We start from the raw sequence: 14,330 nt of genomic DNA, 5'->3' as shown, positions 1-14,330 counted from the left end.
TTGAATCAATCTTTGACTGGCCGCATTGTCGGGAACATCACGGCATCTCGGATGCTTTGAGTGTTAGTTAAAAGCATCACCAATCTGTCTACACCGATGCCCATTCCTGCACAATTCGGCATTCCCAAAGATAGCGCTTGGATGAAATCTTCATCCATTGGATGCGCTTCGTCATCTCCTGCATTCTTCTGTGCTAATTGCTCTTCAAACCGCTTTCTTTGCTCTTTCGGATCGTTCAATTCTGAGAATCCGTTGGAGTATTCTGTACCGTTAATAAATAGCTCGAAACGCTCGACAAATCCGGGTTTGCTGCGGTGTCCTTTGGCTAGGGGACTGACTTCGACTGGATAGTCGATGATGAATGTCGGTTGAATTAGTTTGGGGACAACTAATTTGTCGAAAACTGCGTAGAGCACATAGCCTAAACTCTGTTGTTCTAACTTGGAAAGGTGTAGTTCTAGCTTGGTTACGGAGGCGATCGCACTTTCGAGATCCAAACTGTCAAAATCCAGCCCAAACTCGTCTCTGACGGCTTCCACCATCGTTTTCACTTGCCAGTGTTTGCCGCTAAAACCGGGATATTTTTCGCTGTAGTCGTATTTGCGTTCTAAACTAATCGTTTCTCCCTGATTTTCAATTTCCTTGACATCGCCAAATACCGCTGCTGCTGCGAAACACATCACGTCTTCGACAACTCCTAAAATGTCGAATACATCTGCGTAAGCTTGGTAAACTTCTAAGGATGTGAATTCGGGATTGTGGGTGCTATCAATACCCTCATTTCTAAAGGCTTTTCCTAGTTCAAATACTCGCTCGAAACCGCCACAAATTGCTCTTTTTAAGAACAATTCTGGAGCAACGCGCAAATACAAATCTACTTCTAAAGCATTGTGATGCGTGATGAATGGTTTAGCTGCGGCACCGCCGTAAATAGCTTGCAATGTCGGTGTTTCTATTTCATAAAAACTCGCATTCCAAAGATAGGAACGGATGCTTTGGACGATGCGGCTGCGTAGCATGAAACGGTTGAGGGCTTCTTGGTTGCTAGCTAAGTCCATTTCGCGGTGGCGACGGCAAACTTCGGGGTCATTAACTCCGTAATAAGCATCGGGAAATTGGATCGTAGCTTTTGATAAAAGCGTGAATTCCCGCACTAAAATAGAAAGTTCTCCCCTAGGGGTGCGGCAGCCGATGCCTTCTACGCCGACAAAATCGCCGACATCAAGCAATTTTTTAATTTGGTCAAAGCTCAAACCGACTTCGCCGGTGACGATTGCTTTTTCGATTTTGAGTTGAATTTTGTCTGTGGCGTCTTTTAAATCGATGAAGCCAATTTTGCCGCTGTCTCGCTTGGAAATAATGCGGCCGGCTAATCGCAGGGGGATTTCTTCGGGGTCACTTTGTCCGTTTTCGAGTTCTTTTCCCGGCTGACTAAATATTTCGCGCACTTGTTGGGCTGTGTGCGATCGCGCGTAGGATTGACTGGGATACGGTTCTATGCCTTGCGATCGCAGTTCGTCTACTTTTTGACTGCGGACTTCGGCTTCACTCAGAGTCATTACTTATTGCCTAATTAAAATTACAAATATCTTACATCTTGCACTGCATTGTCACATTCACAGGCTTTCTGGTCTGTTCCACAACTCAATTCTTTTGTGGGTAGGCCGACAGCCGACGCCCGAAAGCTCGATCGCAACAGGTGCAAGATGTCAGAAACACCAAACTCTATCATAACTGAGCTGCCTGACGTGACCAATTTACTAAATAATTCAGATACACGCTGTCTTTCTGTACCCTGGCTGCTGAAATATTTGCGATCGCAAATTGTTATCGACAGCACAAAGCGGGCGAAACATTAAAAAATTAAGTTGTCTGTCGATCGCAAGTGGTGAGATGATATGTAGTGCAGCCTCACGGCAGTTCCACAGAAACTGAACAGCAGAGACGCGGGCGATCGAACTCGACTCATCGCACCTCTGCCAGAATTGACCACACAAATCGTGTCCGGTCGATGGATCGTACTATTTGGGTTGGGGCGTTTACTAAAACTCTGGTTTTTATTAGGGATTATTGGTGAACTCGCCCCTACAACAATCACGGTCAATTGACCGGATATGATATCACACACTCTCTCTCCTACATATAAAAACCAGAATTATGGCTGTTGCAACCCAATCACTCGACGAACTCTGCATTAACTCTATCCGCTTTCTCGCCATCGATGCGGTAGAAAAAGCAAAATCAGGACACCCAGGACTGCCGATGGGCGCTGCGCCTATGGCCTTCGTGCTGTGGGATCGCTTCCTGCGGTTCAACCCTAAAAACCCTAAGTGGTTCAATCGCGATCGCTTCGTACTCTCCGCCGGCCACGGCTGTATGCTACAGTACGCCCTCATGTACCTCGCCGGCTACGATAGCGTCAGCCTCGACGACATCAAGCAATTCCGTCAGTGGGAATCCAAAACCCCCGGACACCCGGAAAACTTCGTCACCGAAGGCGTAGAAGTCACCACCGGCCCCCTGGGACAAGGCATTGCTAACGCCGTCGGTTTGGCAATGGCAGAAGCTCACCTCGCTGCCAAGTTTAACAAGCCCGATAGCACCATTGTTGACCACTACACCTATGTGATCATGGGTGACGGCTGCCACATGGAAGGTATTTCTAGCGAAGCTTGTTCTTTGGCCGGACACCTCGGACTTGGCAAATTAATCGCCCTCTACGATGACAATCACATTTCCATTGAAGGCGACACTAACTTGGCCTTTACTGAAGATGTCGGCAAGCGTTTTGAAGCCTACAACTGGCACGTTATTACAGTAGACAATACCAAGCTCGACGAAGATACTAACGCAGAATCAGTTCACAAAGCTATTGAAGAAGCCAAAAAAGTTACAGACAAACCGACTCTGATTAAAGTCCGCACAGTAATCGGTTACGGTTCTCCCAACAAGCGCAATTCTTACAGTTCTCACGGTGCTGCTTTGGGTACCGATGAAGTGAAAGCAACTCGCGATTTCTTGAAGTGGGAATACGCACCGTTTGAAATTCCTAATGATGCTTTGACTCACTTCCGCAAAGCAGTCGATCGCGGTGCTGCATCCGAGCAAGAATGGAATAAAACTTTTGCAGATTATAAAGCAAAATATCCCGCCGAAGCAGCAGAATACGAACGCACGGTTGCTGGCAAACTTCCCGAAGGTTGGGATAAAGTTCTCCCGACTTACAAGGTAGAAGACAAGGCTGATTCGACTCGGAATCATTCTGGAAAATGTTTGAATGCTTTGGCTGCTGTGCTACCTGAATTAATCGGTGGTTCGGCTGACTTGGCATCTTCTAACATGACTCTGCTCAAGGGTGAAAAAGATTTCCAAAAAGGTCAATATGAAGGACGCAACCTGCGCTTTGGCGTGCGGGAACACGCTATGGGCGCGATCGCCAATGGTCTGCTACTCCACGGCGGTTTGATTCCTTACTGCGCCACATTCTTGGTATTTGCCGACTATATGCGCGGTGCAATTCGCCTCTCCGCACTCTCGGAAGCCGGAGTCATCTATGTCATGACTCACGACTCCGTAGCCCTGGGCGAAGATGGCCCCACTCACCAACCAGTCGAAACCATCGCTTCCCTGCGCGCCATCCCCAATTTGTTGGTGATGCGCCCTGCGGATGGAAACGAAACATCTGGCTCTTACAAGGTGGCAATTGAAAGCCCCAAACGCCCCACATTAATGGCTCTGTCTCGTCAAAACTTGCCGAATTTGGCCGGAAGCTCGATCGAAGGAACAGCCAAAGGCGCTTACATTTTGTCCGACGACGGTGGCACTCCCGACATCATTTTAATCGGCACCGGTGGCGAAACATACCTCTGCGTTGATGCCGCTGAAAAATTGCGCGCCGCAGGTAAAAAAGTCCGCGTCGTTTCGATGCCTTGCTGGAAATTGTTCGACTTGCAAGATGCCGCTTACCGCGAATCTGTATTCCCGAAAGCTGTTACCAAACGGTTAGCAGTTGAAGCCGCTTCTAGCTTCGGCTGGGGACGTTATTTAGGTTCCGAAGGCGACAGCATCAGCATCGACACCTTCGGCGCCTCCGCACCAGGCCCCGTTGCTTTAGAAAAGTTTGGCTACACCGTTGATAATGTGGTGGCTAAAGCTAAGGCGCTGTTGGGTTAATCGCAGTAGCATAATGTATGATGGGGCGGGCTTTTGGCTCGCCCCCTTTTTTATAGGAGAAGGAAGAAGGAAGAAGGAAGAAGGAAGACGGAAGAAGGAAGACGGAAGAAGGAAGACGGAAGAAGGAAGAAGGAAGAAGATCAAACTTTAACCCGCTGCGGTGGGTTTCGTTTGTTTGGCGTGCGAATTCCATTTGCCCGGTCTTATGTATATTTCAGAGATTTGAGATAAGTTATAAGTTATTGGGGTGAACTACCAGACACTGATGCTACGCATACAGCACTGGCTTCCTGATTCATCTTCGATGTGCTGTTGCTCCGTGAAACAAGTAGTCTTATCTTCCCTCCACAGGCAGGAGTCCTAGTTCCTAAGACCCATACTTTGTCTTGCTACACGCTCCGTTTAGCTTGGTTTTTGCCTAAGAGATAGTGGTCAAGATAGTGCAATTGTATCACTGATTCGCGATCGATCAACTTGTTTCTGGTTCGTTTTCATCCCGTCATCCACCTGAGTACAGATAGGGTGCGGGACTTCCCACTCACATTCAGTTAAATTCCCATACCCCATTCCCCATTCCCCATTCCCCATTCCATTTATGATTTGGAACTTGTTAAATAACCTGTTATTCACCGGGAATTATATTCCTCACGGCCACTGTTACCTTTGGCAGCGAGAGCTAGTCGCGCTCCACATAGTATCAGACTCTATAATTGCCCTGGCTTACTATTCAATACCGCTATCGCTAATTTATTTTATCACTCAGGGAAAAGACTTGCCCTTTCGCAACATCTTTTGGCTGTTCGCAGCTTTTATTATCTCCTGCGGCACTACTCATATAATGGAAGTTTGGACGCTTTGGCATCCTGTTTATTGGGTTTCTGGCAGTCTGAAAATCATTACCGCCGCAATTTCTGCTTACACCGCTTTTGCATTAATTCCTTTAGTTCCCCAAGCATTAACTCTCATCAGTCCAACTCAATTAGGGATGATCGATCGCATCCTGCAACAAGAAATCATCGAACGCCGAAAAACAGAAGCTCGCTATCACACTTTAACTGAAGCTTCGCCGATGGGAATATTTTATACAGACGCTTTAGGAGACTGCTTGTATGTCAACGAACGCTGGTGTCAAATTTCGGGAATGACCTGTGATGAAGCTTTGGGCAAAGGGTGGTTGCAAGGCATTCATCCAGACGACCGCCAGCGGGTTTGTGCCGAATGGTATAGCGCCACGCAGCAGAAATTGCCATTTACATCTGAGTACCGCTTTCAAGGCATCGATCGCACTAAAATTAGTTGGGTACTCGGTCAAGCTGTCGGTAAAATTGGAGAAAATGGGGAGGTTAATTATGTTGGTACTATTACTGATATTACAGAACGCAAGCAGGTAGAAGAGGAAAATAGACTGCTCCATGAAACTCTGGAGAATCGAGTTGCTGAGCGCATTGCTAAGATGGAAATTTCTCACCACAATTTGCCCGAAGAAATAGCCTACCGAGAAAGAATTGCGATAACTCTGTTGGAATTGACGCAACTGCAAAATGCAATTCTTAACAGCACTCACTACACAATTATTTCTACAGATCCCGACGGTACAATTAAAACATTTAATCGGGCAGCACAGCAACTTTTAGGTTATTCCCCCGAAGAAGTGGTGGGGAAAGTCACGCCAGCAATAATTCACGATCCTCTAGAGGTAGATAAAAGAGCTGAAGTTCTTTCTCAACAATTGGGAGTAAAAATAGAGCCGGGAATGGAAGTTTTTGTTGCCTTGCCGCGCCGGGGAATAGCTGACCAAAATGAATGGACTTACATTCGCAAAGATGGTTCGCGGTTTCCAGTGCAATTGTCGGTGACAGCCTTATTTGATCCTGAAGGAAATATCACTGGTTTTTTGGCGATCGGTCAGGATATTAGCGATCGCAAACAAGCCGAAAAAGAGCTGCGCGATCTCACCGCTGCCATGCAAAATGCGGTGGAAGGCATTTCGCGGGTGGACATTGAGGGACGCTACGTGAATGTTAACCGAGCTTACGCTCATAGATGCGGTTACAAACCAGAAGAAATGATCGGCATGGAATGGCAGCTCACGGTACATCCGGGTGATGTTGAGATGCTGCTCTGTGCTTATCAGGAAATGCTAACTTCTGGCAAAGTAGAAGTTGAAGCTAGAGGCGTCCGGAAAAATGGCTCGTTTTTTTACAAGCAAGTAACAATGGTAAAAGCTTGGGACGCCCAAGGGATATTTAACGGCAACCACTGTTTTATGAAAGATATCACCGAGCGCAAACTAACTGAAACAGCTTTGCAGGAAAGTGAATTCAAATACAGGCAAATAGTTGAATTAGCAGAAGAAGGTATTTGGGTAATTGACGGTAATGCCCTCACGACTTACGTGAACCACGCAATGGCGCGAATGCTCGGCTATAGTGAATTAGAAATGTTTGGTCGGCCGCTTTTGGATTTCATGGACGAACAGGAAAAACAACAAGCTCTTGATCATGTCGAGCGCCGCAAGCAAGGTATTGGTGAACAACACGAATTTAAATTCAAGAGCAAGGATGGCAAAGATATTTGGACGGATATGTCTACCAGTCCAGTCATGGACTCCCAGGGGAATCTGCTGTCTTGTTGCGCCTTGGTTTACAACATTACACACCGCAAAGCAGCAGAGCAGCAAATGCTGCAACTTACAGAAGATTTGAAGCGTTCCAACGAGGAATTAGAACAATTTGCTTATGTAGCTTCCCACGATTTGCAAGAACCGCTCCGAGCCGTTACCAGTTACGCTCAATTGCTGGCACAGCGCTATCAAGGAAATTTGGATGCTAAAGCAGATAAATATATTCATTATATTGTTGACGGCGCTACCAGAATGCAACAATTGATTAATGATTTGTTGGCCTATTCGCGCCTGGGAACCCGATCTAAAGAATTTGAGCTAGCCGATTGCAACGCTGCTGTCAACCAAAGTTTGTCTAATTTGCAAATTGCGATCGCCGAAAAGAAAGCTGTCATCACCTGCGACGCGATGCCAACCGTGATGGCAGATGAATCTCAACTGGTGCAATTATTCCAAAATTTGATCGCTAACGGCATTAAATTTTGCCGCGAAGATATTCCGTTGATTCAGATCGCTGCCCAGAGGCAAGAGGGAGAATGGCTGTTGAGCGTCCGCGATAACGGCATTGGCATCGATCCGGAATATGCCGATCGCATTTTTATTATTTTTCAACGCCTGCACTCTCGCCGCGAATATTCCGGTACTGGCATAGGTTTGGCGATGTGCAAGCGCATTGTGGAACGCCACGGCGGGCGCATCTGGGTGGAATCTCAAGAAGAAAAAGGAGCGATTTTTTACTTTACTATTCCTATAATTAGTATCTGAAGGCTTAAATTTCATTTATTTTTTTTATAATCACAAGGATAAACCGGTTATGAGCGATCTAAGCACTGTTAGACGAGTTGAGATTCTGCTAATTGAGGATTCGCCAAGCGATGCCGATTTGGCCATAGAAGTCCTCGGTCAGGGTAAAATATTGAATAACTTGCATTTTGTGGAGGATGGAGTCGAAGCAATCAAGTTTTTACGCAAAAAAGCACCCTATCTGGGCGTACCCCGTCCCGATTTGATTTTGCTCGATTTGCATCTGCCGAAAAAAAGCGGTATTGAAGTGCTAGAAGAAATTAAAACTGACCCGAAGTTAAAATTAATTCCTGTAGTGATTCTCAGCACTTCAGCCGCTCCCGATGATATTTTTAAGTCCTACTCGCTCCACGCCAACTGTTACATAACCAAGCCTGTAGACTTCGTACAATTTACTAAAGTAGTCAGGTTACTTGAGGAATTCTGGCTCGCAGTCGTCAAACTTCCAGTAAATTATTAATTGATGATTTGTGGCTGGCGTTCATTCAGTTGACAGTTGACAGTTGACTGCTTGAGTGCGACCTCTACCTAAAAGGAAGAGGATTGGAGTAATGAATAGTTTTCTTTTAATTTCTCCCCGATCAGGGTTCCGGCTTTAAACCAATTGTTTTTGGTAATGAAAGTTATCAAAAACGGATGCAATCCCCCAATTTATATCATTTTCGATTTCATCTGTGGAGTAAATCTAAAATCTAAAATCTAAAATCTAAAATCGACTGACTGTTACCAAATAATAACTTTCAAGTTAAAAATGGCAAGATCAAGCAAAAAAGTTTAAGCTGAAATGGGTAAAGTAAAAATTTTATAGTCAAAAAGGTCAAAGCTATGTGGATTAAAATTCTGTTAGTAGAAGACAATCCGGCTGATGCTGATTTGCTTGCAGAACTGTTAGAAGTATCTGTCGCAGTCCAGTGGGAACTCGTGCCTGTTGAGTTCCTCCATGAGGCGATCGCCCAATTGTGCAAACAATCCTTTGATATAGTCTTGCTAGACCTTTCTTTGCCCGACAGCCACGGTTTGGAAACCCTAACTCGCCTGCAAGAAGTTGCCCCGGATACGCCAATGGTGGTAATGACCGGCTTGGATGATGAGGCGATCGCACTTGAATCAGTTCGCTTGGGTGCCCAAGATTACATTGTTAAAGGTCAAATTACTACTCAATTATTAGTGCGGACGATCCGCTACGCGATCGAACGATCGCAAACATTTCAAATGCTGCGGGAAAGCGAGCGCCGTTTTCGGGCGATTTTTGACTCTTCGTTTCAGCTAACCAAGCTGCTCACTCCCGAAGGAGTCGTGCTGGAAGTGAACGAGACAGCCCTGGAGTTTACAGGAATGCGATCGCAAAATATTATCGGCCGCCTGATTTGGGAACAGCCGAATTGGCAACTGTCACCAAATGGTAAAGAACAATTAAAAGAAGGGATCGCCAAAGCTGGTATGGGCGAGTTTTTTCGTCGCGAAATAGACTTGTTAGGAAAAAGTGGCCAAATTGTGACAGTTGATTTCTCACTGAAACCTGTTAAAAATGAGACAGGACAAGTTTTGCTGCTGATTGCTGAAGCCCGCGACATTAGCGATCGCAAACGCGCAGAATCCGAAACTCTCAAAGCCCTCGCACGAGAAAAAGAGCTTTCCGAACTGCGAGCTAAATTTGTGACAATGGTTTCCCACGAGTTCCGAACACCCTTGACAACCATCCAATTTTCAACTGGATTACTGCAAAATTACAGTTTTCAGTGGCCAGAAGAAAAAAGATCTACTCATTTTGTGCGGATTCAATTAGCCATCAAACGCATGACAGAGTTATTAGAAGATATCCTCGTAATTGGCAAAATAGAAGCAAATAGCTTACAGTTTCAACCCGTCTCATTAAACCTGGAAAAATTTTGCCGTCAACTGGTAGAAGAACAGCAGCTCAACGACAGCAACCAACATCCGATCGCCTTTATTCTTAAAAGTGACAACTGCGACGCTCAAATGGATGAAAAACTGATGCGGCAAATGTTGGGAAACGTCCTCTCAAATGCCATCAAATATTCCCCCACTGGCAGTCCAGTCTCCTTGCAGCTCAACTGTCAAAACGGAGAAGCTATTTTGCAAGTTCAAGACCAGGGTATTGGGATTCCCCAAGCCGATTTAGAGAGGATCTTAGAAACTTTTTACCGAGCTACAAATGTCGGCACTATTTCCGGTACCGGTCTCGGTTTAGCAATTGTCAAAAGGGCTGTGGAACTTCACGGCGGTCAACTGGCGATCGACAGTCAAGAAGGAAACGGCACAACTTTCACGATTACCTTGCCTTTAATTTGCGCTCCCAGCCAATAACAACTAAATTATCAACTATAAATATCCGCAGTTTAACGCTAATTTAAGTGCATAAAAAAACAAGTTTATCAAGTGTATAAACGCAAATTTTTTCAAAAAACTACTAACTAAAAGGAGCAATCACCGTGGTTAAAATTTTGGTAATTGAAGACGAAGAATCAATTAGAGAAAATATTTTAGAGTTGCTGGAAGCCGAGAATTTTCAAGGAATTGGAGCGACCAATGGTAAAATTGGCATCAAATTGGCGATCGCACAAATCCCGGATTTAATTTTGTGCGACATGATGATGCCGGAAATTGACGGTCACGGCGTCCTCGAAGCTTTGCGATCCGAACCACTAACTGCCACAATTCCGTTTATTTTTCTCACAGCCAAAGTCGATAAAAGTGACATTCGCACGGGCATGGAACTGGGCGCAGACGACTATATCACTAAGCCCTGTACGCCGCAAGAACTGCTAAAAGCAATTGCTATTCGACTTGAGAAACACAAAACAATTAGCAGACAGTCTCAAAAAACCCTAGACGAATTGCGCACCAATATTAGTATGTCGCTCCCCCACGAATTGCGGACTCCTTTGAATGCCATTCTGGGTTTTTCCGAGCTAATTATGTCAGAATATCAGGTTTTCGAGGAATCAGACATCTTAGAAATGATCGGTCAAATTAATACTTCAGGTCATCGCTTATATCGGCTGATTCAGAACTTTTTGCTATATGCAGAACTGGAGATGGCAGCCACAAATCCCGAACTGCTTCTTGAGATGCGCAACAGCGAATTTAGCTGCGTAAAATCTTTGCTGAGTCAAAAAGCGCGGCAGCAAGCAAAACTGGTGAATAGAACAGACGATTTACAATTAAATTTGCAGGATTCGTCCGTTGCCATTGATTCTATCAGACTCACAAAAATTGTTGAGGAACTGTTGGACAATGCCTTCAAATTCTCTTTAGAAGGAACGCCAGTCTTTTTAAGCACTTTTGTAGAGAATCAGACTTTTATTTTATCTGTCAAAGACCAAGGCCGTGGGATGACTGCCGATCAGATTGCACAGCTACAAGCTTACAGGCAGTTCGATCGCAAACTTTACCAACAAGCAGGTTTGGGATTGGGCTTAGCCATCGTTCAACGCCTAACAGAATTGCACGGAGGAAAATTTAAAATAGAAAGTTTGCCGCAGCAAGAAACAATAGTTTGCGTTTCCCTGCCTGTCTAAACAATATAGCAACTGCGCCCGATGTTTAGGACTTTCTGGCATTGCACTTTCCCTATGCGATCGATTGCTTCTTCCTTCTCTCGCGACGATAACTAAAGCCTTCTTCTTCCTTCTTCCTTCTTCCTTCTTCCTTCTTCCTTCTTCCTTCTTCCTTCTTCCTTCTTCCTTCTTCCTTCATTGTGCCGGAGCGATCGCCCGTTTCACACATCGCTGCATATAAATTTGAGCTACCTTATCCCTAGGATTGACTTGCAGGCACGCCGAAAACAATCTTGTAGCTTCGACAAACCTGTCACTATTGTAGAAGACCAAACCTTGCTCAAAGATTGTCTTTGTCTCTAACTTTTTCTGTCGCAACTCCGGCGGATCTGCTGCAAATACTTCATAAATTGTGACCATGCGCGATTTGCCTTTCACTGTAACGCGATCGATCAATCTAAAATCATAAACATCGGTCAACTGTATAAAAGTATTATGAGTAATTAACATCGAAACTCCATACTCTTTTGTCAAATTTTCCACGCGGGAGGCTAAATTTACCGCATCGCTAATTACCGTGCTATCCATCCGATTTTGGCCGCCAACCGTGCCTAACATCAAAGAACCTGTATTGATCCCAATGCCAATTTGCAGCGGTGGGCGATCGGGCTGACTGCGACTACTATTATAATCATTAAGCTGTTCTAGCATCGCAATTCCAGCTTTCACAGCATCATCCGCACTGCCATTAAACAGCGCCATAATTGCATCGCCGATGTATTTATCAATAAACCCAAAATTTTCAGTAATTGCGGGTTCCATCCGCGACAAATAAGCATTAATAAATTGAAAATTTTCTTCGGGATTCATCAGTTCAGAAAGAGCCGTAAAATCGCGAATATCTGAAAACAGCACCGACATTTCTTTCTGTACCTGATCGCCTAGTTTTACATCCAGAATACTTTCATATCCCAGAAAGTGGAGAAATTGGTGCGGTACAAACCGCCCGTAAGCATCTGTTAATTTTTCTTCCGCTGCTAAAGCTTTTTCCAACTCGTCTGTGAATTGGCGGCGCTCGGTTTCTACCTCTTGACGCTCTGTGATATCTTGAAAAGCTGCGATCGCATAAACTATATTTTTCCGTTCATCGTAAATTGGAGTCGCCCAAACCTCGATCGGCACAATCCTCTCCGGGCGGTGAATTTCTGCATCATCAGCGTGTACCACTTCTCCCCGCAGCGCCCGCCTAATCGGTTGCATTTCGCCCGGATAAAGCTCATTACTTCCGGCGTAGTAAGTTTGATAAACTTCCGGCAAATTGGTAGAATTAACATCAGAAACTAAGCCTTTGCCAAGTATTTTCTCAGCCCAAGAATTCATGTAGCAAGGCTTCCCCATACCATCTACCACAAATATACCCACAGGCACAGCTTCCAGCAATTGAGTCAGCCGACTTTCGCTTTCTAACAGCGCTTCATTTAACTTTTCTTCAGCTACCAAAGCTTTTTCCAAATCATTCGTAAACCTCAGCCGTTCCACATCAACCAGTCTTCGCAAAGTAATATCCTCAGCAAAACCCTGATAGTAAAGCAGTTCACCACTAGCATCAAAAACAGTGCGCGCGTCCTCAGAAATCCAGATAATACTACCATCTCGGCGGTAAACTTCCGACTCAAACTCAGACACAGTACCGTACTGTTCCATCAGCGCAAAAAACTCTTGACGGCGGTGCGGTTGCACGTACAATTGCCGCTGAATATCATTAACACTTGCGATCAATTCTTCATGGGAATCATAGCCGTAAATTTGAGCCAGAGCAGGATTAGCGCTGAGCAACTTTCCATCAGGTGCAGTCTGAAAAATACCTTCAAGAGCATTTTCAAATATCTGGCGATACTTCTCTTCAGCTTGCACCAGCGCGGTTTCAGCTTGCTTGCGTTCCGTAATATCAGTAAAAGCAATAATCCCGTAGCAAATATCGCCGATAGAATCATAAATAGGAGTCGCCCAACTCTCCACCGGAATAACCTTATTCCCAGTCCGAATTTCTACACCCTCAGTCCGCACTGTTTCGCCCCGGAGCGCCTGCATAATTGGCAACTCTTCCACAGGACATCTCTGATTAGTTCCGGCTTTATAAAATTGATAAATTGCTGCTTTCTGCTCCGAATTAATATGTGGCACAGTGCCTTTACCAAATATCTCCCGCGCCTTCTGATTTGCGTAAAAAGATTGACCATTCGCATCCAGCACGCACACACCCAATGGCATAGCTTCCAGATATTGCGTCAACCGACTTTCGTTCTCGTGGAGTTTAGCAATCAGCATCGCCTGCTTGCGGCTTAATTTTGCCAACTCCTGATTCATCTCCTGAAGTTCTACTTGTTTTTCAGCTAATTGTTTATCTTGAAAATATTTATATATTGCCTCAGTAACAGTTAATTTTAAGTCATCAGATTGCCAAGGTTTAGGTATATATCGGTACAATTTAGCATAGTTTATAGCATTAGCTACCGCCTCCAAATCAGCCTGCCCTGTCAGCATAATCTTGAGAGTGTTCGGCGAGATAGCATGAACGCTCCTCAATAGCTCGTCTCCTTTCATATTCGGCATGATATGATCGGAAATAACCAAAGGAACTTCATACTGTTCTGCTAAAAGTTCAGACAGCAACTCCAAAGCTTCTTCGCCGCTTTGGGCAGTTTCAATTAAATATTTATCTTCAAAGGCTTTTAGCAGGTCTATTTCCAGACTATCGAGTATAGTCTGCTCATCATCGACACAAATAATAACTGGTTTTTTCATAACTTTGCTAGACCAGACTTAATCGCTTCAATTAATTCTTGATTTTGCCAGGGTTTTTGTATAAAAGCATGAAGATTTGCGTGAGCTTTTGTGCGTTCGATTGCTTCCTTATCTGCTTGGCCCGTCAGCATCACTGTCACAATTTGCGGATATTTTTGATGAATTTTAATCAGCAACTCATCTCCTTTCATTCCGGGCATCAACCAATCAGAGACAATTACTAGAATGTTAATCTCATCTTCACATAGCTCTTGAATAATCTCCAGTGCTTCGGCAGCACTTTCAGCAAATTCGCAAAGATATTTACCGTTAAATGCCTGTTGCAGTTCAATTTCCAGACTTTCCAACACCGCTACTTCATCATCAACACACAAAATTGCTGGTTTAGACATCGCTAGTTTTCC

At 44.8% G+C, this 14,330-nt stretch carries 11 protein-coding genes; 6 read left to right on the top strand and 5 right to left on the bottom strand.

Going from position 1 to position 14,330, the window contains the following annotated elements; all coding sequences use genetic code 11:
* Positions 1-5: 5 nt before the first annotated feature.
* On the bottom strand, positions 6-1,559 hold the full coding sequence (gene lysS, locus QUB52_RS02090) for a lysine--tRNA ligase (RefSeq protein ID WP_332972273.1): 1,554 nt from the start codon (positions 1,557-1,559) through the stop codon (positions 6-8).
* A 296-nt stretch (positions 1,560-1,855) separates the two neighbouring features.
* Positions 1,856-2,128, bottom strand: coding sequence for a hypothetical protein (locus QUB52_RS02085; protein WP_332972272.1), 273 nt, complete (start codon positions 2,126-2,128; stop codon positions 1,856-1,858).
* A gap of 29 nt (positions 2,129-2,157) precedes the next feature.
* On the opposite strand from QUB52_RS02085, the gene tkt reads away from it, so the two are divergent.
* The 6 genes from tkt (at position 2,158) to QUB52_RS02055 (ending at position 11,142) form a co-directional block, all read left to right on the top strand.
* Positions 2,158-4,173 (top strand): transketolase, encoded by a 2,016-nt coding sequence (tkt, locus tag QUB52_RS02080; protein WP_332972271.1) that lies wholly within the window; start codon positions 2,158-2,160, stop codon positions 4,171-4,173.
* 33 nt (positions 4,174-4,206) lie between these two features.
* Complete coding sequence (locus tag QUB52_RS02075) at positions 4,207-4,404, top strand: hypothetical protein (protein WP_332972270.1); 198 nt, start codon at positions 4,207-4,209, stop codon at positions 4,402-4,404.
* A gap of 364 nt (positions 4,405-4,768) precedes the next feature.
* Positions 4,769-7,561, top strand: a complete 2,793-nt coding sequence (locus tag QUB52_RS02070) for a PAS domain-containing sensor histidine kinase (RefSeq protein WP_332972269.1) — start codon at positions 4,769-4,771, stop codon at positions 7,559-7,561.
* A gap of 49 nt (positions 7,562-7,610) precedes the next feature.
* The gene (locus tag QUB52_RS02065; protein ID WP_265233645.1) at positions 7,611-8,060 is read left to right on the top strand and encodes a response regulator; all 450 of its coding nucleotides are present in this window, start codon (positions 7,611-7,613) and stop codon (positions 8,058-8,060) included.
* 365 nt (positions 8,061-8,425) lie between these two features.
* Complete coding sequence (locus tag QUB52_RS02060; protein ID WP_265233646.1) at positions 8,426-9,928, top strand: sensor histidine kinase; 1,503 nt, start codon at positions 8,426-8,428, stop codon at positions 9,926-9,928.
* A 125-nt stretch (positions 9,929-10,053) separates the two neighbouring features.
* The gene (locus QUB52_RS02055) at positions 10,054-11,142 is read left to right on the top strand and encodes a hybrid sensor histidine kinase/response regulator (protein WP_332972268.1); all 1,089 of its coding nucleotides are present in this window, start codon (positions 10,054-10,056) and stop codon (positions 11,140-11,142) included.
* 52 nt (positions 11,143-11,194) lie between these two features.
* On the opposite strand, the gene QUB52_RS02050 is transcribed toward QUB52_RS02055, so the two are convergent.
* Genes QUB52_RS02050 through QUB52_RS02040 form a run of 3 tightly spaced genes read right to left on the bottom strand, consistent with a single transcriptional unit; the run spans position 11,195 to position 14,318 of the window.
* On the bottom strand, positions 11,195-11,350 hold the full coding sequence (locus QUB52_RS02050; protein ID WP_332969237.1) for a hypothetical protein: 156 nt from the start codon (positions 11,348-11,350) through the stop codon (positions 11,195-11,197).
* On the bottom strand, positions 11,317-13,926 hold the full coding sequence (locus QUB52_RS02045) for a PAS domain S-box protein (protein ID WP_265233649.1): 2,610 nt from the start codon (positions 13,924-13,926) through the stop codon (positions 11,317-11,319). The genes QUB52_RS02050 and QUB52_RS02045 overlap by 34 nt, the downstream gene beginning before the upstream one ends.
* Positions 13,923-14,318 carry a response regulator gene (locus QUB52_RS02040; RefSeq protein ID WP_265233650.1) on the bottom strand — a complete coding sequence of 132 codons (396 nt, stop codon included), beginning with the start codon at positions 14,316-14,318 and terminating at the stop codon, positions 13,923-13,925. Before QUB52_RS02040 ends, QUB52_RS02045 begins: the two co-directional genes overlap by 4 nt.
* Between the last annotated feature and the right edge of the window lie 12 nt (positions 14,319-14,330).

The sequence above is a fragment of the Microcoleus sp. A6-C6 genome, assembly GCF_036705955.1.
GTDB lineage: Bacteria > Cyanobacteriota > Cyanobacteriia > Cyanobacteriales > Microcoleaceae > Microcoleus.
This window is presented reverse-complemented; position numbering and strand designations above follow the sequence as displayed.